Origin of the sequence: Allomesorhizobium camelthorni (assembly GCF_011045125.1) — a bacterium.
In the GTDB taxonomy this organism is placed as follows: Bacteria; Pseudomonadota; Alphaproteobacteria; order Rhizobiales; family Rhizobiaceae; genus Allomesorhizobium; species Allomesorhizobium camelthorni.
Map to the genome: position 1 here is coordinate 1 of NZ_JAAKZF010000057.1, position 23,642 is coordinate 23,642.

The 23,642-nt window shown below is 63.5% G+C and carries 23 protein-coding genes; 11 read left to right on the forward strand and 12 right to left on the reverse strand.

Annotation, left to right across the window (positions count from 1 at the left end; genetic code table 11):
* The coding region (locus G6N73_RS36435) for a hypothetical protein (RefSeq protein ID WP_206079087.1) at window positions 1–210 on the reverse strand (210 nt) is incomplete at its 3' end.
* A 277-nt stretch (window positions 211–487) separates the two neighbouring features.
* Here G6N73_RS36435 and G6N73_RS26220 point away from each other — a divergent pair.
* The gene (locus tag G6N73_RS26220) at window positions 488–1,273 is read left to right on the forward strand and encodes an SDR family NAD(P)-dependent oxidoreductase (RefSeq protein ID WP_165032916.1); all 786 of its coding nucleotides are present in this window, start codon (window positions 488–490) and stop codon (window positions 1,271–1,273) included.
* Here G6N73_RS26220 and G6N73_RS26225 read toward each other — a convergent pair.
* Window positions 1,239–1,475: a hypothetical protein gene (locus G6N73_RS26225; protein ID WP_165032917.1), complete on the reverse strand. Its 237-nt coding sequence runs from the start codon at window positions 1,473–1,475 to the stop codon at window positions 1,239–1,241. The two genes, G6N73_RS26220 and G6N73_RS26225, sit on opposite strands and share 35 nt — an antisense overlap.
* A gap of 243 nt (window positions 1,476–1,718) precedes the next feature.
* On the opposite strand from G6N73_RS26225, the gene G6N73_RS26230 reads away from it, so the two are divergent.
* Genes G6N73_RS26230 through G6N73_RS26240 form a run of 3 tightly spaced genes read left to right on the forward strand, consistent with a single transcriptional unit; the run spans window position 1,719 to window position 3,705 of the window.
* Window positions 1,719–2,102: a YciI family protein gene (locus tag G6N73_RS26230; protein ID WP_165032918.1), complete on the forward strand. Its 384-nt coding sequence runs from the start codon at window positions 1,719–1,721 to the stop codon at window positions 2,100–2,102.
* Window positions 2,099–2,461: a YciI family protein gene (locus tag G6N73_RS26235; protein ID WP_165032919.1), complete on the forward strand. Its 363-nt coding sequence runs from the start codon at window positions 2,099–2,101 to the stop codon at window positions 2,459–2,461. Before G6N73_RS26230 ends, G6N73_RS26235 begins: the two co-directional genes overlap by 4 nt.
* Window positions 2,462–2,475: 14 nt before the next feature.
* Window positions 2,476–3,705 (forward strand): RNA polymerase sigma factor, encoded by a 1,230-nt coding sequence (locus G6N73_RS26240; RefSeq protein WP_343044745.1) that lies wholly within the window; start codon window positions 2,476–2,478, stop codon window positions 3,703–3,705.
* 66 nt (window positions 3,706–3,771) lie between these two features.
* Here the strand turns inward: G6N73_RS26240 and G6N73_RS26245 are convergent, their stop codons facing one another.
* Window positions 3,772–5,451: a formate--tetrahydrofolate ligase gene (locus tag G6N73_RS26245; protein WP_165032921.1), complete on the reverse strand. Its 1,680-nt coding sequence runs from the start codon at window positions 5,449–5,451 to the stop codon at window positions 3,772–3,774.
* 243 nt (window positions 5,452–5,694) lie between these two features.
* On the opposite strand from G6N73_RS26245, the gene G6N73_RS26250 reads away from it, so the two are divergent.
* A complete protein-coding gene (locus G6N73_RS26250; protein ID WP_206079088.1) occupies window positions 5,695–5,913 on the forward strand; it encodes a DUF4926 domain-containing protein in 219 nt (72 codons plus the stop codon).
* Window positions 5,914–5,943: 30 nt separating this feature from the next.
* Here G6N73_RS26250 and G6N73_RS26255 read toward each other — a convergent pair whose 3' ends face one another.
* The 6 genes from G6N73_RS26255 to G6N73_RS26280 form a co-directional block, all read right to left on the reverse strand.
* Window positions 5,944–7,083: a DUF2333 family protein gene (locus G6N73_RS26255; protein ID WP_165032922.1), complete on the reverse strand. Its 1,140-nt coding sequence runs from the start codon at window positions 7,081–7,083 to the stop codon at window positions 5,944–5,946.
* A gap of 49 nt (window positions 7,084–7,132) precedes the next feature.
* On the reverse strand, window positions 7,133–8,419 hold the full coding sequence (locus G6N73_RS26260; protein ID WP_165032923.1) for a DUF6638 family protein: 1,287 nt from the start codon (window positions 8,417–8,419) through the stop codon (window positions 7,133–7,135).
* 232 nt (window positions 8,420–8,651) lie between these two features.
* Window positions 8,652–10,562, reverse strand: coding sequence for an AAA family ATPase (locus G6N73_RS26265; RefSeq protein WP_165032924.1), 1,911 nt, complete (start codon window positions 10,560–10,562; stop codon window positions 8,652–8,654).
* The gene (locus G6N73_RS26270) at window positions 10,563–11,342 is read right to left on the reverse strand and encodes a Fic family protein (RefSeq protein ID WP_165032925.1); all 780 of its coding nucleotides are present in this window, start codon (window positions 11,340–11,342) and stop codon (window positions 10,563–10,565) included.
* Window positions 11,343–11,369: 27 nt separating this feature from the next.
* Window positions 11,370–12,515: a hypothetical protein gene (locus tag G6N73_RS26275; RefSeq protein WP_165032926.1), complete on the reverse strand. Its 1,146-nt coding sequence runs from the start codon at window positions 12,513–12,515 to the stop codon at window positions 11,370–11,372.
* A gap of 143 nt (window positions 12,516–12,658) precedes the next feature.
* A complete protein-coding gene (locus G6N73_RS26280) occupies window positions 12,659–13,747 on the reverse strand; it encodes a hypothetical protein (RefSeq protein WP_165032927.1) in 1,089 nt (362 codons plus the stop codon).
* A gap of 280 nt (window positions 13,748–14,027) precedes the next feature.
* Here G6N73_RS26280 and G6N73_RS26285 point away from each other — a divergent pair, with 280 nt between their 5' ends.
* The 4 genes from G6N73_RS26285 to G6N73_RS26300 all read left to right on the forward strand — a co-directional run bounded on the left by G6N73_RS26285 (window position 14,028) and on the right by G6N73_RS26300 (window position 18,032).
* On the forward strand, window positions 14,028–14,975 hold the full coding sequence (locus tag G6N73_RS26285) for a choline ABC transporter substrate-binding protein (protein WP_165032928.1): 948 nt from the start codon (window positions 14,028–14,030) through the stop codon (window positions 14,973–14,975).
* Window positions 14,976–15,141: 166 nt separating this feature from the next.
* Window positions 15,142–15,996, forward strand: coding sequence for a choline ABC transporter permease subunit (choW, locus tag G6N73_RS26290; protein WP_165032929.1), 855 nt, complete (start codon window positions 15,142–15,144; stop codon window positions 15,994–15,996).
* Window positions 15,993–17,177 carry a choline ABC transporter ATP-binding protein gene (gene choV / locus G6N73_RS26295; RefSeq protein WP_165032930.1) on the forward strand — a complete coding sequence of 395 codons (1,185 nt, stop codon included), beginning with the start codon at window positions 15,993–15,995 and terminating at the stop codon, window positions 17,175–17,177. Before choW ends, choV begins: the two co-directional genes overlap by 4 nt.
* A gap of 222 nt (window positions 17,178–17,399) precedes the next feature.
* Window positions 17,400–18,032, forward strand: a complete 633-nt coding sequence (locus G6N73_RS26300; protein WP_165032931.1) for an alpha/beta family hydrolase — start codon at window positions 17,400–17,402, stop codon at window positions 18,030–18,032.
* Window positions 18,033–18,241: 209 nt separating this feature from the next.
* On the opposite strand, the gene G6N73_RS26305 is transcribed toward G6N73_RS26300, so the two are convergent.
* Window positions 18,242–19,132: a class I SAM-dependent methyltransferase gene (locus G6N73_RS26305; RefSeq protein ID WP_165032932.1), complete on the reverse strand. Its 891-nt coding sequence runs from the start codon at window positions 19,130–19,132 to the stop codon at window positions 18,242–18,244.
* 287 nt (window positions 19,133–19,419) lie between these two features.
* Here G6N73_RS26305 and G6N73_RS26310 point away from each other — a divergent pair, with 287 nt between their 5' ends.
* Together G6N73_RS26310 and clpS are read left to right on the forward strand one after the other, a co-directional pair.
* The gene (locus G6N73_RS26310; protein WP_165032915.1) at window positions 19,420–19,653 is read left to right on the forward strand and encodes a hypothetical protein; all 234 of its coding nucleotides are present in this window, start codon (window positions 19,420–19,422) and stop codon (window positions 19,651–19,653) included.
* A gap of 23 nt (window positions 19,654–19,676) precedes the next feature.
* Complete coding sequence (gene clpS, locus G6N73_RS26315; protein ID WP_165032933.1) at window positions 19,677–19,982, forward strand: ATP-dependent Clp protease adapter ClpS; 306 nt, start codon at window positions 19,677–19,679, stop codon at window positions 19,980–19,982.
* 916 nt (window positions 19,983–20,898) lie between these two features.
* Here the strand turns inward: clpS and G6N73_RS26320 are convergent.
* Together G6N73_RS26320 and G6N73_RS26325 are read right to left on the reverse strand one after the other, a co-directional pair.
* The gene (locus G6N73_RS26320; protein ID WP_165032934.1) at window positions 20,899–21,543 is read right to left on the reverse strand and encodes a carbonic anhydrase; all 645 of its coding nucleotides are present in this window, start codon (window positions 21,541–21,543) and stop codon (window positions 20,899–20,901) included.
* 32 nt (window positions 21,544–21,575) lie between these two features.
* Window positions 21,576–23,642 (reverse strand): hypothetical protein, encoded by a 2,067-nt coding sequence (locus G6N73_RS26325; RefSeq protein WP_165032935.1) that lies wholly within the window; start codon window positions 23,640–23,642, stop codon window positions 21,576–21,578.

The window sequence follows — 23,642 nt, forward strand, 5'->3', positions numbered from 1 at the left end:
GAGCACAGGACAGATGCCACCACCCTCTATGACGATACGCCGCTCGCCAGCATGCCATGCTGGCAGGAAGCACAAAATCAGAAAACCGTTGGGGTCGGCGCTTAGGTCCTGCCCTTGAACAAATATTTCTTGTGTGTCCCTTCCTGCTTCCTCCCATCTCACTTCTGCGCGCACGCGGTCATCTTCGGCTATTAAGCCGCTCACGATCATCGCGCATCCTCCCTTGGGACTTATTTGGATCAATTTAGGACGAGAGCCTATGCTGTCAATTCAGGGCAGGTCCCGAGAAGGCTAGGATTCGCAGGGTCGCCTGTGTCCGCTTTGCGCTGGATAGCTCTCAGTAGCGGACAGTCCAGTTTCCACCGTAGCCGGCACCTGCTGATTTCCGTGGTGCCTCGGCAGTTGACGCGCACCTCCGGTTTGAAGGAAGCTGCGCGGCCCGCGGGGGGCAAGCTGGCGCCTTGCGCACACAATGGAGATTTGCCCGATGCCCGCCCAGGAAAGCACGCTGACCATCCCCGATCTCGCCGGCAAGGCCGTGCTGGTCACCGGAGGCTCGACCGGCATCGGGGCGGCGCTGGTCAGCGCCTATGCCGCGCAGAAATGCCGCGTCGGCCTGCATTACAATGCGAGCGCCGAAAAGGCGGAAGCGCTTGCAGCGGAAATCCGCGACAGGGGCGGCGATGTCTTCCTGGTCAAAGGCGACTTTTCCGTCTCGGCCGATGTCACCCGTGTTGTCGAGGAGACCGCGTCGCATTTCGGCGGTCTCGACGGGCTGGTGAACAATGCCGGCGGCATGCTCGGCCGCGTCCCCTACAGCGAGATGACCGACGCGCAGTACGATGCGGTGATGGATCTCAACGCCCGCTCGGTCGTCACCGCCTGCCGCGTCGCCCTGCCATGGCTCAAGAAGAATGGCGGCTTCATCGTCAACACCACATCGGTCGCGGCGCGCAACGGCGCGGGCGGCGGCGCCGGCCTTTACGGTTCGGCCAAAGCCTTCGTGTCCAACGTCACGCGCGGCCTCGCCAAGGAGCTCGTCGGCGACAGGATCCGCGTCAACGCGGTGGCGCCGGGCCTCATCGCCACTCCCTTCCATGAGCGCTGGACTTCACCCGAGCAGATGAAGGCGCAGATCGCGACCATTCCGCTGGGCCGCGCCGGAACCGCCGAAGAATGCGTCGGCGCGTATCTGTTCCTCTCCTCCGACCTGCTCTCCGGCTACATCACCGGCCAGGTCATCGAAGTGAATGGCGGCCAGTTGATGCCGTGAAGTCGGCTCGCGCGGCAATCTCTCCCGCCGTCTGGCGGGAGCCGGCGAACTCGAGCAAGGCGAAAACAGCGGCGACGACGAGCGTCGCCGCGACAAGCCGCTTGGCAAAATCGCGCAGGCTATGCTCGGTCCATTGAAACGCTTTGGCACTGCCGCGCTTTGACGCCGCGGCCATGTGGTTCGTGATCATCATCATCGACATATCCATGACACATCGCCTTTCTCGATCCGCAGGGACCGGCGCGGGACCCGGCGAGACATTTTCCTGCCTCGCCGGGTAATCGAAGCGGCGGGCGGCAAATCGACATCGGCAGGGAAAAATCGCTGGCGCAGACGCAGAAACCGAAATTTCGGAAATGCCAGAGGAATTGTTAGGCTCGTTGTCGAATTCCGGCTGAGCCGGGCGACTAGGGTGTGTCAGGAACTCCACTTATGAGGGCAAACGATGAAATACGCTTTGCTGGTCTATCTAGAGGAAGCCAAATTCGACGCTATGACGCAGCGCGAGCGCGACAGCTACGTCAATGCGTCGCTCGACAATGACGCTGAGCTTGCGCGCAGCGGCCATTTTATCATGGCTCAGGCGCTGAAGACGCCGCCGCATGCGGTCAGCGTGCGGAAGCGAGACGGCAAGGTGAGCGTAACCGACGGGCCGTTCGCCGAAACCAAGGAACATCTGGGCGGCTTCATGCTGATCGAGGCCCGCGACCTCAACGAAGCCATCAAGATCGCCGGCGATCTGCCGCTGGCCCGGGTCGGCACCATCGAGGTGCGGCCGTTCGAGGAACTCACCTATATCGACATTCCGGAGGAGGAGGCAGCGCGATGAAATATCTGTGCCTGGTGCATATAGACGGGGAAGCGATCGGGAAGCTCAACGAGGCGGAGGGCAGGGATCTGGATCGCCGCTCGATTGAGTATGACAAGGGGCTCGAGTGGCGCGGCGTGTACATCACCTCGGACGCGTTGCAGGAGCCGGAAACCGCCAGGATCGTGCGGGCGAGGGGCGGCAGGGTGTCGACCACCGACGGGCCTTATGCCGAGACCAAGGAGCATCTGGGCGGCTTTATCCTGATCGATGCGTCCGGCATGGACGAGGCCGTGGAGATCGCCGCAAACATCCCGGTGGGTCAGTACGGGACGATCGAGGTTCGGCCCATCATGCAGATCGGCCCGGACCGGAAATGAACGAAGCGCGCGGCATCGAAAGGACGGTCGAGGCGATCTACCGCGCCGAATCGCGCCGCGTGCTCGCCACGCTCATCCGCCTGCTCAGCGATTTCGATCTGGCGGAGGAAGCTTTGCACGATGCGTTCGCCGCGGCTTCGGAGCGATGGCGGCGCGACGGCGCGCCGGCCAATCCGCGCGCCTGGCTGGTATCGGCGGGACGCTTCAAGGCGATAGACCGCTTGCGCCGCCGCGCCCGTTTCGACGCCTCGCTGACCGAGCTTGCCGAGCGGCTGGATGCCGAGAACCAGGATGCTGCGATGCGGGAGGCGGAAGAGATCGAGGACGACCGGCTGCGGCTGATTTTCACCTGCTGCCATCCGTCGCTGCCGCCCGACGCACAGCTCGCGCTGACGCTGCGTGAAGTCTGCGGCCTCACGACCGAGGAGATCGCGCGCGCCTTCCTCACCGCCGCGCCGACGCTGGCGCAGCGTATCGTGCGCGCAAAGACAAGGATCCGCGACGCGAAAATTCCCTACGAGGTGCCCGCGCGCACCGATCTGCCGGATCGGCTGGATAGCGTTCTCCACACCATCTACCTGGTGTTCAACGAAGGCTATTCGGCTTCCTCCGGGGCTTCGCTCACCCGGCACGATCTTTCGGGAGAGGCGATCCGGCTGGGGCGTCTGCTGGTCGAGTTGCTGCCGGAGCCCGAGGCGATCGGCCTCCTGGCGCTGATGCTGCTGCAGGAGTCGCGCCGCCCCGCGCGGACCTCGCCTTCCGGCGAACTGGTGCTGCTCGCCGACCAGGATCGCACACTCTGGGACCGGAAGCAGATCGAGGAAGGGACGGCGCTGCTCGAGCGCGCGCTGTTTTCGCGCCGCTTCGGCCCCTACACGCTGCAGGCGGCCATCGCCGCCGTCCACGCCAATGCGCCCGACACTGGGGCCACCGACTGGGGCGAAATCGCCGGCCTCTACGACATATTGCTGCAGGCCGATCCGTCGCCGGTGATCGCGCTGAACCGCGCCGCGGCTATCGCTATGCGCGACGGCCCGGCGGCAGGCCTGGCGCTGATCGACGCGATCTTCGCGCGCGGCGAGCTCCTGGATTATCACCTGGCGCACTCGGCGCGCGCCGATTTCTGCCGGCGGCTCGGCAGGACGGCCGACGCCCGCGCATCCTACCTGCAGGCACTGTCCCTGACCCGCCAGGAGCCCGAACGCCGCTTCATCGAACGCCGGCTGGCCGAGTTGGGGGAGTAAGCGCGAGCAAGAAAAACGCCGCCCCGAGGGGCGGCGCTGGCTGGCCGGAAATGCGCCTTGGATAGCTCAGAACAGCCCTTCGATCTGGCCCATCTCGTTGAGGAAAATCTTCTCGGAGGAGGGGGTCTTGGGCAGGCCTGGCATGGTCATCACCTCGCCGCAGATCACCACGATGAAGCCGGCGCCGGCCGAAAGCCGCACCTCGCGCACCGGCACGGTGTGGCCGGTCGGCGCGCCGCGCAAATTCGGGTCGGTCGAGAACGAATACTGGGTCTTGGCCATGCACACCGGCAGCCTGCCGTAGCCGGCGGCCTCCCACTGGTGCAACTGGTCGCGCACCGACTTGTCGGCGATCGCCTCGTCGCCGCGATAGATGCGCTTGACGATGGTGTTGACCTTGTCGAACAGCTTCATGTCGTCCGGGTAGAGCGGCGCGAACTGCGAGCCGCCCGACTCGGCCAGCGACACCACCTTGTGGGCCAGTTCCTCGATGCCTGCCGAGCCGTGCGCCCAGTGCTTGCACAGGATCGCCTCCTCGCCCATCGAGGCGACGAAGTCCTTGACCGCCTGGATTTCGGCCTCGGTGTCGGAGTGGAAGTGGTTGATGGCGACCACCGCCGGCACGCCGAACTGCTTCACATTCTCGATGTGGCGGCCGAGATTGGCGCAGCCCTTCTTCACCGCCGCGACATTCTCCGCGCCGAGGTCTTCCTTCTTGACCCCGCCATTCATCTTGAGCGCCCGCACCGTGGCGACGATCACCGCCGCCGCCGGCTTCAGGCCGGCCTTGCGGCATTTGATGTCGAAGAATTTTTCAGCGCCGAGGTCGGCGCCGAAGCCGGCTTCCGTCACCACATAGTCGGCGAGCTTCAGCGCCGTCGTGGTGGCGACCACCGAGTTGCAACCATGCGCGATGTTGGCGAAAGGGCCGCCATGCACGAAGGCCGGGTTATTCTCCAGCGTCTGTACCAGGTTCGGCTGCATGGCGTCCTTCAGGAGCACGGCCATCGCCCCGTCGGCCTTCAAGTCGCGGGCATAGACCGGCGTCTTATCGCGGCGGTAGGCGACGATGATGTCGCCGAGGCGCTTTTCCAGGTCCTTCAGGTCGGTGGCGAGGCACAGGATCGCCATCACCTCGGATGCGACGGTGATGTCGAAGCCAGCCTCGCGCGGAAAGCCGTTGGCGACGCCGCCCAGCGAGCACAGGATCTCGCGCAGCGCCCGGTCGTTCATGTCCAAGACGCGCCGCCAGACGACGCGGCGTATGTCGATGCCGAGATCGTTGCCCCAGTAGATGTGGTTGTCGATCAGCGCCGAGAGCAGATTGTGGGCCGTGGTGATGGCGTGGAAGTCGCCGGTGAAGTGGAGGTTCATGTCCTCCATCGGCACCACCTGCGCGTAGCCGCCGCCGGCCGCGCCGCCCTTGACGCCGAAATTGGGCCCGAGCGAAGCCTCGCGGATGCAGACGATCGCCTTTTTGCCGATGCGGTTCAGGCCGTCGCCGAGGCCGACCGTCGTGGTCGTCTTGCCTTCGCCGGCCGGGGTCGGGTTGATTGCAGTGACCAGGATCAGCTTGCCGTCCCTGTTGCCCTTGACCGACTTGATGAACTCGGCCGACACCTTCGCCTTGTCGTGGCCATAGGGCAGCAGGTGCTCGGTCGGGATGCCGATCTTGGCGCCGATCTCCTGGATCTGCTTCTTGCTGGCGGCGCGCGCGATCTCGATGTCGGATTTTACTTCGGCCATGACGTTTCCCCGGGCGTTGCGATGAAGTCTGCGCTGCGGCGCTTCTGTCGGGCGCATAGAAGCCCGACAGCTTGCCGCCGCGCCGTCTCAAAACAGTCGGAGAATGCACGGATTGCGACAGGGCTTTGCGCCAGCCTGTTGGTGGGCATACGGTCGAACTCAAGACGTGCCTGTGGTAAAGACTGTCTGGATTGTCGCGGGCTCGACGGAGGCTCCGCGGTTCGTAACCTGCTGGATTCCCTGATGGGACAGAACAAGCGTATAGAGATCAGATCGGCGCCGAAGCTCTTCGATATCGTGGAGCTTCTCAGCGATCGTCCGGCGTCCGGACTGGAGGCCGGCGCTATCGGCACCATCGTCGAGGCTTTGCCGGACAAATTCTATATCGTCGAGTTTCTTGATGCGGACGGGCGGACGCGCTCTCTGGAATCGCTTCCGGTCGAAGACCTCTCCGTTCGATAGGCTACTCGCGCCACCGTAGCGGCTTCCGCTTTACCGATCCAGCACCGACCTGACCTCGACGAGGTTCGACCGCACCCTGAGCACGTAAAAGCCCATGGTGGTCAGATGCGTAGGCATGATCCAGCCATCCTCGCGGCCGTTGGAGATGATGAAGGGCCTGATCGCCAGCGCGGCCTTGATCTGGCTTTCGACATTGCTCCACAGCGGGCCTAGCCCGCGCGAGTCGATGACCTGCCTGAAGTCGTGGTGAGCGGCCGTGAGGATGCCGTAATAGCCGTAGAGCTGGCCGTAGGCGAACCAGAACCGGTCGTCGGCCCGCGTGTCGAACCAGCCGCTGTTGTAGTTCTGCGAGCGGTCCCGGATCATGTCGGAGGTCGAGCCGATGTCGCTGGCGATGCGGTCGACGAACTGCATCAGATTGTCGGCGCGGGCGTTGAAGACCACCTCGCATTTCTGCAGCCGGTCGTTGAATGTCCGCAAGCTGCGCGCGGCGGTGCGGTAGAAGCTCGGCGTCGGGGTCTTCGGTCCGAAGGGGCGAAGGCCGAAATACCATGTTTCCTCGTCGAAGGTGATCGCGCCGCGCGCGTCCTGCAGGTTCTGGTCGATCTGGCTGGTGCCGCGCACGCGCCCGAGCGTATCCACGAGTTCGACCGATGTCCGGCGGATCGCCTGGTTGACCCCGCGCTGGAACGAGGCCTTGTTGTCGAGGAACGGCGTGCGGTCCCAGTCCATGCCGAAGAACCCCGCCTTGTAGAGGATCATCGACGAGATCCACGCATTCTCGTTGACGTTGAAGTCGATGAGGTCGGCCGCGACCTGGGCAATGGCCGAAATGGTGCAGGTCTTGACCTCGCCCTCGACGTCCGCCCCGGCGGGAGCCGGCTGGGCCGGGGCGGCGGGCTGGGCCGCGGGGGCCTGCGTGAAATCGTACGCTTCTGCGTAGACCGGATTGAAGTTGGTCCACACTTGCGTGTTCCAGATGAAGTAGCCGTAGAGGCCGACCAGCACGAGGAGCGCCAGGCCGAGCACCGCCTTCAGGATCCAGCCGCGCTGCGTGTACCAGCGGCCGGCCCACATGAACGGCCACAGAATGACGCCGATGACCAGCCCGATGCCGCGCCCGATCCACTGGAAAATCCGGGTGAAGAAGTTCACGATCGGATCAAGCATGATGCCCCCTCAAATTATGCTCCGCGTGGTTCTGCCGGAAGCCCATGCGCTAGTCGACCAGGCCGTAGAGGCGCGCCCGGAACGCCTCCTTGTCCTTCAGATATGTGGTTTTCAGCGTGTTCACAACATGCCGCCGCCAGGCCTCGCCGAAGCCTTCATAGTCCTTGTAGAAGCCCTGCTTGTTGAACACGTAGCGCGACACGAAATCGGACGGCACGAAATCCGAGATCAGCCGGTTGGTCAGCCAGGCGTCGGGATGGTCCGGCTTGGCGCGGATGACCAGGAAACGGTGCTGCGGATCGACTTCGTCGATCCTCAACTGGCCAAGCTGCGCGATCTCGCGCTTGGCGGCGTTGAGGAAGGGGAAGGTGCCGTCGCGGTTGATCAGCTCGGCGTGGCCATGGATCCAGGTCTGCAGCCATACACGGTCGAACTTGCCGGGGTCCACGTCCGGCTCGGCATCGCGGATCAGCGCACTGACCGCCATTTCGGCGCGGTGCTCGAGATAGTTCGAGCTCTCGATCCAGGAAGCCCGCGGCAGCTCGATGCGCCCGGTCGAGGCCAGGAAGCGGAACACGCGGTCGGCGTCGCGGATCGACAAATAGCTCACCTGCCATGGCCGTGACCGGCGAAAGCCGGGCGCCGCCGGGTCGCTGATCACCGTCGTCATGTCCTTGTCGATGAAGACGTGGAGACCGCCGAAATGGCTGGTCCAGAAGGCGTTGTGGCGGAAGATCACCTGGTCCGGCACCAGCGCGTTCTCGCGTATGTCGCCGGTCACCTTGGCGAGTTCCACCATCCGCTCCAGCATCTTGTTGTCGCGCCAGGCGTCGGGTTCCTGCTTTAGCCGGTCGACCAGCGTTGCAAGCTCCGAGGCCTTGCCGAGCACGTCTTCCGCGGACAAAACCCGGAACTCGACCTGATTGATGGAGATCAGGTCCTCGATATCCTCGACCTTGGAAACCGAATCCTCGATCTCGCCGTAGATCACGTCCTTGATGGTCAGCGCGTCGATGGCGCGCGAGTTCTTCGCAAAGAACTCGTAGACCAGCTGCGAAGTGTTGGAGAACGCCGTGTGAACCACCGGCAGATCGGCCTGCGCCGGAGTCAGGATGATGAAGCGGCGGTTGACCTGGTTTGGGTCGAGATAGTGCGGATCGCCCAGCTCCTCGGCGATGTCAGGCGAGAAGCCGGTACGGTCGATGTCGAATTTCTCGAGCTTGGTCGGCTTCAGCCCGAACGCCTTCAGCGCCTTGTTGTAGCGCTCGATCAAATGCGGCTCCTCGACCGGCAGCAGCCGTCCGTAGATCAGCTCATTGGCGCGCAGGAGTTCCATTTAATACAGCCTTCCCTTCTCCCCGTTCACGGGGAGAAGGTGCCCGAAGGGCGGATGAGGGGCGGGGCCCTTCCTTCTCCCCTTGTGGGAGAAGGTGGCCGAGCGAAGCGAGGTCGGATGAGGGGTGTTGGACGGAGCGCAAGCGCTGGAGTTTCTTCCAACACCCCTCATCCGTCTTGGCGCTTCGCGCCAATCCACCTTCTCCCACAAGGGGAGAAGGGAGCGCGCCACCCTAAGCATTCCACATCCCCTTCTTCTTCAGCTCCTCCATCTCCCGCGCCGCGCGCTCGCGCAGCCGGGTGTCGCGCAGCATCTTCGACACGGCCGCATCGTCGGAGCGGTCCGAATAGCGGAATTCGCTATCCGCATAGTGGTTGATCTCCTGCATCACCATGTCCATCGAGAACGGCCCGCGCAGTTCCTCGATCATGGTTTTCTTCTCGTCATAGCCCTTATGAATGAAGGCTTCCGGTTTCTCGAACCATTCGTCGGGAAGCTCGATGTCCATGGCGCGCATCTTGATGGCGTCGGTGACGTTTTTTATCGCGCGGCCGGTGAAGCGCGGCTCGGCCTCCTTGATCCTGTGCAGGTAAGTTCCGACGTCGGCCATGGTCTTCGGCTCGCCATGTTCCTTCATGAAGCGCTCATAGACTTTTGCCAGCCCGTCTTCCTGTGGCTTCGAATGAGCCTCGTAGGCGTCTTCCACGGCGCGCTGGATCTCCTGCGCGGCGTAGAGGTCATGGTCGCCGAGATCGATCTTGTGGTTTTTGCCGGCGAGCAGGACAAAAATGTCGATATAGTCCTCGCGCGTCTGCGGCCCATCCACGAGCCAGCGCGCGCCGGCGCGCTGGCGCAGTGCGTCGTCGACATTTTCGGGATAATTGGAGAACATGCCGAATGAGCAATTGCCGCGCACTACCGTCGAGGCGCCGCCAAAGCTCTCCATCAGAACGCCGGTGATTTCCTGCTGACCGGCCGAGGCCCGATCGTCGGAGCGCTTGGCCGCGACCTGGTCGATGTCGTCGATCGTGCCGAAGCCAATGGCGCGCGGGTTCAGCACATTATTGATGAACTGTTTGCAGCTCTGGCCGGATTTGCCCTGATAGGAGGAAATCTGGTCGACGCCGAAATTCTCGTAGACGAAGGGATAGCCGGCGACCTGGCAGTAGCCGTGCACCAGCCCGGCGATCATCTGGATCAGCGTCGTCTTGCCGGTGCCGGGCGCACCGTCGCCGATGAAGGTGAAAAGGAAGCCGCCGAGCTCGACGAAGGGGTTCAGCTCGCGGTCGAAATCGTAGGCCATCAGCATCTTGGCGAGCTTCACCGCCTGATATTTGGCGATGTGGTTGCCGACGAGCTCCTCGGGCTTCTTGAAGGTCATCACCAGCGGCTTCGACTTCTTGCCCGGCGCGACATCGAAGCCGTCCACCGTGAAGTCGTCGGCTTCGATGCGGATATGCGCGTCCTCGAACGCGCCGAGTCCGTCGAAGCGGTTCCTGCGCGTCAAAAGCCCCTCGATGGCGATGCGGGCGAAGGCGCGGGCCCGCGTCATCAGGTCGGTATCGTCCTTCGCGCCGGTTATCGCCCGGTCGAGGCCGGCGATCAGCGATTTCAGCGCGTCCTGCGGCGTGTCGAACAGGAAGTCCGGCTCCTTGATGTCGTTCGGCGGTTCGCCGTCGCCGTCGATCAACTGCGCCAGATAGGAGGCGAAGCTGAACGCCGAAACGTAAGCCGACGCTGACAGGAGCTTTTTGAAATGCGCCGCCTCGTCGCCTTCGAGCGGGGCGCGTGCGTTCTTCGCCTGCAGGCTTTCGAGGTCGTTGCTGCGGGCAAAGACCTCGCCGATGGCGAGCGCCACCGACAAGCCGCGCCGCGCCCGGTAGAGCAATGCGTGCTGCCCGATCGTCATCAACTGGTCGTCGGGCCGGATCGCCGCGACGGTCTTCGACAGTTCGATCTCGCGCGTCTTGCGCACCGAGCCGGTCGAGACGGTCGAGACGAAACGCCGCCCGGTTCCGGCAAGCGTCGTGCTCGACTGCCCGCTCGAATCCTCCAGCACGACGATGCGCGTGATCATCGATTGCGCCGTCGCGCGGTGCTTCTCGATCTCCGCTTCGGGGATCGTGGTCAGGCCGGTGTCCATTCAGGGCTCCCGCTTGGGTTGATGATCAGCAAAGGCCTGCGCCTGGCCTGCGGCCGAAAGATAAAGATCAAGTGCCTGGTCCAGTCGGCTGAACAGAATCGCGCTCAGGGCAGTGTTGCGATCGTCGCTGTCCGTCGTATCTAATGCAGCGAGGTATGCTGGACCATCTTCGGCCCGAACTGCTATCGCCGGGTAGTCGCCACGCAACAGGATATAGTTCATCAATAATCGTGCGGTGTTTGCATTTGCATTCACAAAGGGTCGAATTACCCCGAGACGATGGTGTGCCTCGAATGCGGTTTCGGGTGTATCGGGTTGTCCCTTCAACCAGGTGCAAAAATCGATCATGGAAGGTGGCGGACCATCCACATCGGACTTCCAGGTCCCATCTTCAGCCTGCTTGGTATAGGCCGTAGATGCTCCAGCCTTGGTCCGAGCGAGCAACGTGTAGTTTATGACGCGAACGGCCGTCTCAGTGAGCGGTCGAATTCTCGTACTCTTCCTATCCTCCTCGGCCATGTCAGCGACCAGTTCCAGCGCTTGTGCATGATCCATGACTTGGAGATGGTGCGCTATCGGCTTACCGCCGATGGCGATGCCCTTTTCCAGCAGCAATGCCGTCTCGCCCGCAGTCAGCGTGTTGCCGTCTAGCGCGCAGGACGTGTAGGTGATGTCGATCCGATGGCTGTGCTCCAGCGCATCCAGGCTGCCTGGTGCGATTCGGCGCCGCAGCGTCTCCAACTCCCTTTTCTTGGTCAGGACTTCAGGCTCGGTCGTCATGGCTGTCGTCCCGAGCGGGCCGTTGTCCTAAACATCGCTGATCACCCGGCCCTTGGAGAGGATGTGGACCTTATAGCCGAGGAAAATCTTCTGCGCCTCGCCCGCTGCGTAGAGCGCCTGATAGGCCTCGTGCGGCACAAGCGCGTGCTTTTCGTAGCTCGACACGCCCTGGCGTGCGGCTTCGAGGTCGTCGGTGTTGATGTAGAACTCTTCGGTCGCCGGTTCGCTCGACCACAGGCCCTTGCGGCCCGGCCGCTCGCCCTTCGAATAGATCTCTTGGATCGTCCAGGTTAGCAGCCAGGCATTCTCCGGCTTGCGCACCTTGGACAGCACGTCGGCCACGGCCGAATTGTGCTCGGTGATGCCGGCCGAATAGAACGGGCCGAGCACGACCCTGCGCAGTTGCTTCGGGTGGAGCGTCTCGAAATCCTTGTCGAGATTGGAAGCGATCGTCGCCGGCGACAGCGTATAAGCCGAGTTCTTCTCGGTGAAATCATCGAAGCGGTGGGCGAGCTCGGGATTGAGCAACCCGTCGACGGGCAGGGGGATTTCCACCTTTTCGCTGAGCTTGCCGTTTTCACCGACCAGCTGCTCAACCATCGCCTCGGACGAATCCTCAATCGTGGCCATGTAGATCAGCGGCAGGTTTGCGGTGCCGTCGAACGACGCCCAATGTACCAGGTAATACGGCCGGAAGGTTTTCGGGTTGACCGAGACCTTTGCCGTCTGCGCCAGCAAGAACGGCCCGAATACGACGCCGTCCTTGACGTCTTCCAGGTAAAGCCGCTCGGCCATGGATTTCTGGAGAGCCGCCGGAAAATCCTTGTGGCGCAGGATGAAGTCGGCCATCTCGACGCGCAGCTCGCCGGCTTCGGGTATGCCGGCCAGGCGCTTCGCGGCCGTACGGCGGTCGTTCTCGAGCTCCAGAATGTTCTGGTAAACCGGAAAGCCGCTTTCGGCGCGCGAGATCCTGAACTTGTCCATGAAGCCCAGCCGGTTTTCCCAGCAGGCGAAGGATTTTTCGAGCCGCGCAATGTATTCCGCGACCACCTTGGCGACGATGCCGTGCCGGTAGAGCGGCGAGCGGTCGTCGCGCATGAATATTTCGAGCCCGGTTAACGCAGCGCGAATGGCCTCGAAATAACGGGCGGCGGGGTCGGCGGGGGAGGTCATCGGGCGCCCCGTGACGTACGGGGGGAACAGATAAGCGGCGACGCTGACGCCCCCCTCTCCCCGTTCTTACGGGGAGAGGGTAAGGGTGAGGGGCGGGATCGAACGGAGTCGATAAGCGGCGCTGCTGTCACAATCGCTGCGACCTAAGGCTGCACATAATCCGAAGCGTTATGCTTCCTCAGCACCTCCTCGAAGCGCCGGGCGAACGCGTCGTCGGCGAGCTTCTTGCGCCGCTGGATGTCTGCTGTCGCCACCATGTTCTTCTCGTGCAGTTCGAGCAGGTCGCCGATGTGCTTCTGCGCAGCCGCGCCGATGCCGGCCATGGTCTCTTCGGCCGTGTTGTCGACCTGGCTGCCCAGCGTGTTGATCTTGTGGGCGACGTCCTGCTGCGCCGCGGTCTTCAAACTATCCTCCAGCGCCTTGTAGAGCACGATGCGCTGCTCGGTATCGATGGTCAGCTTGTTGATCAGTGTGTTCTGCGCCGCGATCTGGTTGTTCAGCGAATCCACGAACGTCTGGAACATCGAGGTGTAGCGCTCCAGCGTCTGGCTTTCGGCCAGTAGCTCCTGCTCCTTCGCCTGCTTCTCATTGTATTCGGTCGCGAGCTTGGAGCGCTCCCCTTCGAGCTGAGTGCGGTCGGTCTGGCTCGTGGAAGCAGCGATCCTGTTCTCGATGTCGAGCAGCATCGGGTTCAACGCCTCGATGCGCTTCTGCACCGAGGTCAGGTTCTCTATGGTCGCCTTGCGGCGCTCGATGACCTGAGCAAGGCTCCCTTCGGAGGTGGCGTAGCGCTGCTCCAGAACCTGCTTCTGCGCCTTCAATATGCCGACGATGGTGTCGGACTTTGACAGCAATTCCTGCAGGTTGCCGGCCAGCGACATGTTGCGGACGCGGTCGGTGCGCATGCGCTGCTTCGATTCGTCGGAGAAGATGCCGACGAAGCTTTCCCAGCCGGTAAAGCTCTTCATGTTTTCGAATTCAGCGCCGAAAACATTGGTGGCGTCTTCCAGCCCGATGATCAGGTCGGCGATGTTGCCTTCCATGATCTTCTGCTGGTTGAGCACATCCTGGATGCGGGCGTTCTCGATGTCGAAGTCGGCAGCGCCGATCTTCTGGTCGGTTTTGGCGAATTTGTCGAGGACGACCGCCGACTGGTCGATCTTGGAGCGCATCTCCTCGACGACCTGCTTTGTCTTCTCAATCTCGGCATCGAAATTCTGCAGTGTCGCCATAGTGGTCCCTCCAGCCTCGGCTTCAGATGGTCGGGCGAATATAGGCAGCACGCAAGGCGATTGAAAGACAGTAGCAAGCGGCATCGGGATTTGCGCCCGCGCTGCTTGTCCGCCGTCGCGCGGCGACAGGCGTTTGTCGCCTATGGAAAAGTGGGCGGCGTCGCTTGCGCGGTCATCGCGCTTGAAACCGCGCCAAAATGGTGTTTGGCTGCCGTGACTCGAGCGGTAGAAAGAAAACGCAATTTCCGCTTTGCCGACAGAACACAATGGGAGAATACAAATGTCGCGTATGAAAACATTCGCCGCAGCGCTCGGCCTGACGGCGATGCTCTGGTCGGGCGCAGCGCTTGCCGCCGATCCTGGAAGCTGCAAGCCGGTGCGCTTCGCCGATGTCGGCTGGACCGACATCACCGCCACCACCGCGACCGCCTCGGTCATCCTCGAAGCGCTCGGCTATGAGCCGGACGTGCAGGTGCTGTCGGTGCCGGTCACCTACACCTCGCTCAAGAACAAGGATGTCGACGTCTTCCTCGGCAACTGGATGCCGACCATGGAAGCCGACATCAAGCCCTACCTCGAAGACAAGACGGTCGAGACGCTGGTCACCAATCTCGAAGGCGCCAAATACACGCTCGCCGTGCCGCAGCACACCTATGAGGCCGGCCTCAAGGATTTCGCCGACATCGCCAAGTTCAAGGACAAGCTCGACAACAAGATCTACGGCATCGAGGCCGGCAATGACGGCAACCGCCTGATCCTCGACATGATCGCCGCCGACAAGTTCGGCCTCAAGGATTTCGAGCTGGTCGAAAGCTCGGAGGCCGGCATGCTGTCGGCGGTGCAGAAGGCCGCCGGCTCGGGCGAGGACGTCGTCTTCCTCGGCTGGGAGCCGCACCCGATGAACGCCAACATCAAGATGGCTTACCTGTCCGGTGGCGACGAAGTGTTCGGCCCGAATTTTGGCGGTGCCACCGTCCACACCAATGTGCGGGCCGGCTATACGACCGAATGCCCGAATGTCGGCGCGCTGCTCAAGAATATGGTGTTCTCGCTTGAGATGGAAAACGAGATCATGGGCGCGATCCTGAACGACGGCGCCGATCCGAAGGACGCAGCCACGGCCTGGCTGAAGGCCAATCCGGACGCGGTCACGCCCTGGCTGAAGGGCGTCACGACCCTCGACGGCGGCGACGCGACGGCTGCCGTGAAGGCGGCGCTGGGATCGTAAGGGATTTTACCCTCCCCCTTGCGGGAGGGTCGGCGCGACGGCGTCGCGCAGCGATGCCGGCGTGACGGGGTGGGGGTGGAGACGCAATGCTCGACCTTGAACCACCCCCACCCGGCCGCTGCGCGGCCACCCTCCCCGCGAGGGGGAGGGTAAAGAAGGGGGAATAATGGATCCGATTTCCGATTTTATCGCCAGTTTCAAGATACCGGTCGGCCGCTGGGGCAAGGCCTTCTTCGATTTTCTGACCACCAATTTCGAGTGGTTCTTCGACAGCGTCGCCGATGGCCTCACCGTCGTCCTCGACGGTATGGTCGATTTCCTGCTGATCATCCCCCCGGTCCTGCTCGTCGCGGCAATCGCCGCGCTCGCCTGGTATCTGCAGCGCTCGTGGAAGCTGGCGGCGGGCGTCGGGCTCGGCCTGCTCTTCATCGTCAACCAGGATCTCTGGCAGGAAACTGTGGAGACGCTGGTGCTGGTCGTGGCGGCCGCCGCTGCTTCCATGGCAATCGGCGTGCCGATAGGCATCTGGGCCGCCCATAGCGATCGCGCCTACCGCTATCTCCAGCCGGTGCTCGACCTGATGCAGACCATGCCGACTTTCGTCTACCTGATCCCGGTGCTCATCCTGTTCGGCCTCGGCATTGCGCCGGGCCTCATCGTCACCGTCATCTTCGCATCACCCGCGCCGATCCGGCTTACCTATCTCGGCATCACCTCGGTGCCCAAGCCGATGATCGAGGCCGGCGAGGCGTTCGGCGCGACGAAGCGCCAATTGCTCTGGAAAGTCGAGCTGCCGGCCGCGCTCCCCACCATCATGGCGGGGCTCACCCAGTGCATCATGCTCTGCCTCTCCATGGTCGTCATCGCCGCACTCATCGGCGCCAACGGCCTCGGCAAGCCGGTGGTTCGGGCGCTGAACTCGGTCAACATCCCGCTCGGCCTCGAAGCCGGCCTCGCCATCGTTGTGCTCGCCATCATCCTCGACCGCATGAGCCGCATCGGCGCGGGAGCCGCCAAATGAAGCCCGCCGTAGAATTCCGCGACGTCGACATCGTCTTCGGCGAGGACAAAGCCCAAGCGCTGGCGATGATCGATCGCGGCGCGACCCGCCAGGAAATCCTGGAAAAGACCGGCGCCGTGCTTGGCTGCGCCGGCGCCGGGCTCACCGTCAATGAGGGCGAGATTTCCGTCCTGATGGGCCTGTCCGGTTCGGGCAAGTCCACTTTGCTGCGCGCCGTCAACGGCTTGAACAAGGTCGCGCGCGGCAGTGTGGTCGTGCATGACGGCGACTGGTCGGCCGATGTCGTCTCCTGCGGCGACGATCAGCTGAGAAAGATCCGCCGCGAATGCGTCGCCATGGTGTTCCAGCAATTCGCGCTGTTGCCCTGGCGCACTGTCGCGGAAAATGTCGGCTTCGGCCTAGAGCTTTCCGGCGTGCCCGAGGCCGAGCGCAAGGCGCGCGTCGAGCGGCAGTTGAAGCTCGTCGGCCTCGACCAGTGGGCGCAGAAATACGCGCATGAGCTTTCCGGCGGCATGCAGCAGCGCGTCGGCCTTGCCCGCGCCTTCGCCACCGAAGCGCCGATCCTTCTGATGGACGAGCCGTTCTCGGCGCTCGACCCGCTGATCCGCACAAAGCTGCAGGATGAGTTGCTGCAGCTTCAGGATACACTGAAGAAGACCATCATCTTCGTCAGCCACGATCTCGAGGAGGCGCTGAAGATCGGCAACACCATCACCATCATGGAGGGCGGGCGCATCGTCCAGACCGGCGCGCCGGAAGACATCGTGCTGCGCCCCGCCAATGATTATGTCCGCGACTTCATCGCCAATGTGAACCCGCTCTCGGTGCTCACCGCCTGGAACGTGATGCGCGACCGCCGCGACCTCGAAACCGCGGGCGAGGGCGGCTGGCTCTGGCTCGACCGGCGCTGCACGACCCGTTTTCAGATCGACGCCAATGGGCTGGTGGCGGCTGCCGAGCGCGACGGCCGGCCTGCCGTCTGGGTCTCCTGCGACGACATAGAGCGCCTGCCCGACGACGCCCCGCACGTCTTCTGGGCCAAGCCCGGCACGACGCTGAAGACCGTGATGCTCGCCATGCACCGCTCGCAGACCGCGCCCGTTGCGATATTCGACGAAAGCTCCCGCTTCCTCGGCGCGATCGGCGTGCGGGACGTGCTGAGCGCGGTGTTGAGGCGCTGACAGCTCTCTTCTCCCCGTCCGTGGCATATCTCCGGTTGACGAAAGCGGTGATGACAGCTCTCTTCTCCCCGTCCTGAGCTTGTCGAAGGATACGGGGAGAAGATGCCGGCAGGCAGATGAGGGGCGGCGCGAACATCGCCGAAGCAAGCGCTGCCCCTCATCCGGCCCGACAGGCCACCTTCTCCCCGTAAGAACGGGGAGAAGGGAACGATGGAGCGCCACATGCCAGACTTCCTCTTCACCGGCCCCGCCGACGCAAACACCACCATCCTCCTCGCCCATGGCGCGGGCGCGCCGATGGATTCGGCCTGGATGAACGCCTTCGCCGACCGTCTCGCGGCAAAAAACATCCGCGTCGCCCGTTTCGAATTCTCCTACATGGCCTCTAGGCGCACGGGCGAGGGGCGAAAGCCGCCGCCGCGCGCCGAAACGCTGCTCACCGAATACCGCGCCGCGGTCGAGCAACTCGGCCCGGCGACAAAGCTGTTCATCGGCGGAAAGTCGATGGGCGGCCGGGTGGCGAGCATGATCGCCGACGCACTTTACGCGGAGCAAAAGATCGCCGGCCTCGTCTGCCTCGGCTATCCTTTCCACCCACCGGGCAGCCCGGAAAAGCTGCGCACCGCCCATCTCGAAAAGCTCGCCGCGCCGACGCTGATCTGCCAGGGGACGCGCGACCCGTTCGGCACGAAGGAGGAAGTTTCAGGCTACCGCCTCTCTCCCGCCATCTCGCTGTTCTGGCTGGAAGACGGCGACCACGATTTCAAGCCGCGCAAGGAATCGAGCGCGACGGCGAAAGGCAATCTGGACGCGGCGGCGGAGAGGGTGGCGGCGTGGGTGGTGGCAGTTGAGTGATGGGAATTAACCCCAGGCGGACGCACAGCTTCGTGAGGTGTAACGACCGAAGATGAGGCGGCGGCTATTTCATCCGTCTTCTGGAGCGCCGCTACGGACGAAAGATCGCCGCCGAACCGATTTCCCGCATCTACTTCAGGGCGGTCACCGTCGTCATACCTACCCGAAGGGGATTTCAACCCAAGTGCAGGAGGATGTCTCACGACTTCCTAAATTTCTACAACCTGTCTTGCGCTGCCGCTTAGGACCTCGCCGAGCGGCATGGATTTCGCGACCTCTTCCGGTCGTGCGACATGCAATTCGGCGAGATACCAACCGGTCTCCTCCGCGCCGGTCGCATCGATCCCCAGCCGGCGGAGATTGTCGAGCACATGCTGCCGTTCCTCGGCGGAAGCAAAGCGCCGCTGCCGAAACAGTCCCTCCAGCTTTTCAGTGACATAGCCGTGCCGGCCCAACATCTCTTCCGGTCCCCCGAAATCGAACATGCGCAGCACGAAATGTGCCATCCACGGACGACTATCGAGGCTCGTTTCCAGGAGCCGTTCCAGCGAAGTCTCGGTAACGTAGCCGACGCAGCCGGTCGAAATGATGAGGTCGGCGTTTTCGATCGCCGCCGTGTCTTCTGGCGTTGGGTCGCTTTTCTCGAGATCGGTCGCAACGCCTGCGTCGAGCATGCCCGCATCGACTGCATAGGCTATCGCGCGATCTGCCGGATCGACACCGACAATTTTGAGCGCGGCATCCGCCGGTTCGGCATAGAGATCACGGTCGCGCTGAAGAAGCGCTTCGACATCGTCGTTCCCCGCTCCGTAGAGCCGGTAGAGTTCATCCATCGAACGTCCATATTTGAGAAGCGCGCCGTTGATCCCATAAGAGCAACCAAGATCGATCACCTTGGCCGGTTCGGATTCGGTGGCGCTACGCCGTGCTTCGATCAACCGCTGAAATCGAGGTTTTGCTTCCTGAGGAATCCGATAACCCAGGCGAGATAAAGTTGAAAAGTAAGCAGTCGGCTCCGGATTGTTATAAATATTATTTAAGTTTATCTTGCCAGTCACGTCGTAGCTAATATTTTCCAATATATCGACTCCGTTTTTCATGTCAAAAAATCTACATCTCCGCACGAGCATGCGCGAGGGAGTTATTTTCCGGATGAGATGTACTATTTTAGCGCATACGCTTCGAGAATTGAACCCCGTACGGAAGAAAATTCCCTGCCGCCGCACAAACCAGTGGCATTGCTGCCGAGCGGCGCAGCTGCAGATATCAACACCGGAGCGCAGGCGCGGCGCGCGTAGACGATCCTCGCCCCATCGCAGGTGCAGTCACAAAATCCATATACATGGGCGGAATGGGCGAAGCAGGGACCTCGTGGATCGTCCCTGCCGTGACCAATGCGATCTTCGCGGCGACAGGTAAGCGCCTGCGGCAGCTGCCCGTGATCCTGCTCCCAAAGATTCCACTGAGCGCCCCAAACCGGATAGCCCAAAGCCACGCTCGCCGTCCCGAGCTAACCAGCCAACGTCCACAACTGGCGCTCAAGGCCGACTTTCAAATCAATCACGTTTCAAGCCCGAAGATGGACCTCGCCGGCCAATCGTGCAAAAATTTCGGGCTGTGATGTTGTCAGCGCCCTGAATGCCCATGCCTTCCACCGTCACCATCCCCCGCACCAGCACCCGCCTGAAAACCGAGCGGCCGAAGCTCTTCAAGGTCATCCTGCTCAACGACGATTTCACGCCGCGCGAATTCGTCGTCACCGTGCTGAAGGCCGAGTTCCGCATGAGTGAGGACCAGGCGCACCGGGTGATGATCACGGCCCACCGGCGCGGCGTCTGCGTCGTGGCCGTCTTCACCAAGGACATCGCCGAGACCAAGGCGACCCGCGCGACCGACGCCGGCAAGGCCGCCGGCTACCCGCTGATGTTCACGACCGAACCGGAGGAGTAGGCTCGCCCCCTCCACCATGCTTCGCATGGTTCCCTCCCCCGTAAACGGGGAGGATTCGCAGCGTTGCCGTTGATCCTCCCCCGTTTACGGGGGAGGGGGACCGCCGAAGGCGGTGGAGGGGGCGTTGCGACCTCAAACGTGGATAGAATCCACCTCAATTTCGGCTCGTTCGCAAAAAGAACTGTTGTGGATCAATGGCATAACAGCCGGCGCGAAGAATTTTCGACGCGGATTTGTTCACACATCCTGCCTCTCCCTTATCCTCATCGGCAGTTTCTCCTGCGGGAACGCCGGTCATGACGGTGATTTGCGGGGAGGAACCGGTGTTCCGGGAAAGCGGCTAACGTGGCCGCGGAAGCGGAAGGTCGTCCAGAGTTTCCACGACTGTCCGCTAAGACGGGCACGAGGCGCCGTATATCGCTCGCGCTGGCACGGCAAACCACCGGCGTATGCCGGCAGGTCCGCAGGCTGGGAAACGGGGGGCTGAAAAATCACCGGCGGGGCGCGAGGTTCGCGCCGCGTATAAAAATTAGGAAGGCGTTGGCCTCGCGCCCCGCTTCCCGACTTCATTCGCAATAGCCAGGGCGGAAACGCAGCGTGGCAACGGAGAAGCTTGTGCCGAAGAACACCCTTACCAACGTCCGCATAACAGAGAACCGCTTCCGTCCGCCCGTCGTTGCCCCGGCAAGCAGCCAGCAAGGAGGCGATCATGGCCGACGAAATGCATAGATTGCAGAGGGACCCGCCGGAGGGCTCGCGCAAGGTGGTCGAGCGCGAACTGGAGCGCCAGGAAAAGGGGAAGGGACGGCAAGGGCGGCCCGGTCGAGCGCGGCGACACGAGGGCGCGAGAAAATCCAGGACAGTCAGCGCAAAACGCAGGGTTAGCCGCGCAGTTGAGGCCCAGGCCCGCAGCGCCTCAGTCGATCTCGGGCCGCTCGAAGTCGCCGGTGTCGCGGTTCATCACCCAGAGTTCGCCGGCCGAGATGTCGAACCAGGCGCCCGAGAGCGTCAGCCGGCCCTTGTCCTCAAGGATCTTCACGCAGGGAAAGGTGCGGAGATTTGCGATCGAATAGCGGATCGAAATGCGCTCCAGCGCGGTCTGGCGCTCGCCGGCGGTCATCATGGTGTTTTGCGAAACGATGTCGGCCGCGGGCGCGACCAGGCTCATCCATTTGCCGATGAAGTCGCCGGGCGAAAGCGGCGCGGCCTCGGTGTCGAGGGCGGCGCGGATGCCGCCGCAGCGGCCGTGGCCCATCACTACGATGTTTCTCACCTTCAGGCTCTGCACGGCGAATTCGAGCGCGGCCGACGTCGCGTGATACTCGCCGTCCGGCGCATAGGGCGGTACCAGATTGGCGACGTTGCGCACCACAAAGAGCTCGCCTGGCCCGGTGTCGAAAATCGCCTCGGGCGCCGCGCGCGAATCGCAGCAGGCGACCACCATGGTCTCGGGCTCCTGGCCGTCGCGGGCCAGCGCCCGATAGCGGCTGCTCTCGGCCTGGTAGCGCCCGGTCATGAAACTGCGATAGCCCGCAAGCAGGCGTTCCGGCAGATGCGTCATGGGCTAGCCACTAGCGCGGATGGCGGGCGCGATCAACGGCCTTCGCGGTACCACATCGAGCCGAGCGCCAGGAGCAGCAGAGCGAGGCCGAAGAAGCCGCCGAACAACGGCACCCGGCTGACCGATTTCAGCAGGCTGTCATTGGTGGTCTTGAGGCCGATCCAGTCGCGGCCCGCCGCATCGGCCGAGCCGCGCACCGGCACTATGCCGGGCAGCGTCTGGCCGGTCAGCGAGGCGAGCCTGCGCACCGACCCGCCGCTTTCCTCGGCTGCCGGCCGCAGCACCTCCTCGGTCGAGACCGTGTCGGCGAATTCCGGCGCGTTCACCGGTCCGATATGAGCGAGCGCGGTCAAGTCGCCATTGGCCACCTGGTAGAGGCCGATCTCGTCGGTCTCGACGCTGCCCGAGAAGATGCCGGGTTCGGCGGCTGTCAGCGGCACGTCGAGCGCCTTGCCCGATGGCGTGATGACCTTGGCCGGGCCGGGATCGTCGCTCATCGTCTGGCGGCGTATGTCGAGCACCATGCCGCGACCGCCAGCGGTCAGGCGCTCCTCTTCGAGATCCGGCTCCTTCATCAGCCAGTGCGCGATGCGCCGGTAGAGCGAGACATGCGGGCCGCCGCCCTCGAAGCCGCGCGCCCACAGCCAGCCCTGGTCGGACAGGAACATGCCGACGCGGCCTTCGCCCTTGCGGTCGAGCAGAAGCAGCGGCCGCTCGCCGGCGCCCTTCATCACCACCTCGCCCTCGGGCTGCTCGATGCCGACCAGCCGGAACCAGCGGCTCCATTTGGGCGGCTCGGCGGCCGAGCCGTCGAGGCCGCGGGTGACGGGATGGCGCTGACCGGTTTCGGTCAGACGCGGATAAAACGCCTCTTCCACCACATCGCCGGTCGGCATCGCCGGAAGCGCGGCCATCAGCGGCGTGCGGGCGATCGACTGTTCGCCGGCATATTCTGGTCCGGCAGCTATCAGCAGCGCGCCGCCACGCTCCACATATTCGGCGATGTAGTCGTAGTAGAGGATCGGCAGCACGTCTCGGTGCTGGTAACGGTCGAAGATGATCAGGTCGAAATCGTGGATCTTTTCCACGAAGAGCTCGCGGGTCGGGAAGGCGATCAGCGACAATTCGTTGATCGGCGTGCCGTCCTGCTTCTCCGGCGGCCGCAGGATGGTGAAGTGCACAAGGTCGACCGAGGCGTCGGACTTCAGGAGATTGCGCCAGGTGCGCTCGCCGGCATGCGGCTCGCCGGAGACGAGCAGCACGCGCAAATTCTCGCGGATGCCGTCGATGATGGCGATGGCGCGGTTGTTTGTGTCGGTGAGTTCGCCTTCGATCGGGTCGATCGCCAGTTCGACGATGTTGCGCCCGGCGCTCGGGATCGTCACCTGCAGCGGCGTCTCCTGGCCGATATTGGCGCGCTCGACCGAAACCAACTGGCCGTTGATCGAGACGCGGACGTCGACCGAGCCGCGTTCGTTGCCGGTGGCGATGACGCGGTAGGTCATGTCGAGCGGCTTGTCGACGATGCCGAAGCGCGGCGCGTTCTCGAAGCGGATGCGGCGGTCGCGCTCGCCTTCGTCGCCGGTGATCAGCGCGTGCAGCGGCGCATCGAAGCCGGGGGCTGCCTGCGGCGCGTCGTGGACCTGGCCGTCTGTGACCATGATCGCGCCGGCGATGCGCGAGGGCGGCACGTCGCGGAAGGCGCTTTCCAAGGCACCGAACAGGCGAGTCTCGGTGCGCTCGTCGGCGGCGTCGGCCTGGCCCGCTTCGACCACGCGCACGTCGAATTGCTTGAAGCGCGCCAGCCGCTCCTGCAGCCTGGCGACGGCCTGCGTGGTCTCCTCGTTGCGATTGCCGATCTCCTGGCTCTGGCTGCGGTCGACGACCAGGGCGACGACGCTCTGCAGCGGCTCGCGCTCCTCGTCGAGCAGCACCGGGTTCAGGAGTGCTGCGATCAGCGCCAGCAGCGCCGCGAAGCGGAACAGTGCGCCGCGCTGACGAAACCACAGTCCGGCGAGCGCGATCAGCGTGATCGGAACCAGCACCGCCGCGAGAATCGGCCAGGACAGGAGTGGTTCGAAGGCGAGGGAATAGTTCAT

Excerpts from the sequence above, each read along its gene's own strand:
- G6N73_RS26220 (WP_165032916.1), top strand. The coding sequence starts at position 488 with ATGCCCGCCCAGGAAAGCACGCTGACCATCCCCGATCTCGCCGGCAAG.
- G6N73_RS26225 (WP_165032917.1), bottom strand. The coding sequence starts at position 1,475 with ATGTCGATGATGATGATCACGAACCACATGGCCGCGGCGTCAAAGCGC.
- G6N73_RS26230 (WP_165032918.1), top strand. The coding sequence starts at position 1,719 with ATGAAATACGCTTTGCTGGTCTATCTAGAGGAAGCCAAATTCGACGCT.
- G6N73_RS26235 (WP_165032919.1), top strand. The coding sequence starts at position 2,099 with ATGAAATATCTGTGCCTGGTGCATATAGACGGGGAAGCGATCGGGAAG.
- G6N73_RS26245 (WP_165032921.1), bottom strand. The coding sequence starts at position 5,451 with ATGGCCGAAGTAAAATCCGACATCGAGATCGCGCGCGCCGCCAGCAAG.
- G6N73_RS26250 (WP_206079088.1), top strand. The coding sequence starts at position 5,695 with ATGGGACAGAACAAGCGTATAGAGATCAGATCGGCGCCGAAGCTCTTC.
- G6N73_RS26255 (WP_165032922.1), bottom strand. The coding sequence starts at position 7,083 with ATGCTTGATCCGATCGTGAACTTCTTCACCCGGATTTTCCAGTGGATC.
- G6N73_RS26260 (WP_165032923.1), bottom strand. The coding sequence starts at position 8,419 with ATGGAACTCCTGCGCGCCAATGAGCTGATCTACGGACGGCTGCTGCCG.
- G6N73_RS26265 (WP_165032924.1), bottom strand. The coding sequence starts at position 10,562 with ATGGACACCGGCCTGACCACGATCCCCGAAGCGGAGATCGAGAAGCAC.
- G6N73_RS26270 (WP_165032925.1), bottom strand. The coding sequence starts at position 11,342 with ATGACGACCGAGCCTGAAGTCCTGACCAAGAAAAGGGAGTTGGAGACG.
- G6N73_RS26275 (WP_165032926.1), bottom strand. The coding sequence starts at position 12,515 with ATGACCTCCCCCGCCGACCCCGCCGCCCGTTATTTCGAGGCCATTCGC.
- G6N73_RS26280 (WP_165032927.1), bottom strand. The coding sequence starts at position 13,747 with ATGGCGACACTGCAGAATTTCGATGCCGAGATTGAGAAGACAAAGCAG.
- G6N73_RS26285 (WP_165032928.1), top strand. The coding sequence starts at position 14,028 with ATGTCGCGTATGAAAACATTCGCCGCAGCGCTCGGCCTGACGGCGATG.
- choW (WP_165032929.1), top strand. The coding sequence starts at position 15,142 with ATGGATCCGATTTCCGATTTTATCGCCAGTTTCAAGATACCGGTCGGC.
- choV (WP_165032930.1), top strand. The coding sequence starts at position 15,993 with ATGAAGCCCGCCGTAGAATTCCGCGACGTCGACATCGTCTTCGGCGAG.
- G6N73_RS26300 (WP_165032931.1), top strand. The coding sequence starts at position 17,400 with ATGCCAGACTTCCTCTTCACCGGCCCCGCCGACGCAAACACCACCATC.
- G6N73_RS26305 (WP_165032932.1), bottom strand. The coding sequence starts at position 19,132 with ATGAAAAACGGAGTCGATATATTGGAAAATATTAGCTACGACGTGACT.
- clpS (WP_165032933.1), top strand. The coding sequence starts at position 19,677 with ATGCCTTCCACCGTCACCATCCCCCGCACCAGCACCCGCCTGAAAACC.
- G6N73_RS26320 (WP_165032934.1), bottom strand. The coding sequence starts at position 21,543 with ATGACGCATCTGCCGGAACGCCTGCTTGCGGGCTATCGCAGTTTCATG.
- G6N73_RS26325 (WP_165032935.1), bottom strand. The coding sequence starts at position 23,642 with ATGAACTATTCCCTCGCCTTCGAACCACTCCTGTCCTGGCCGATTCTC.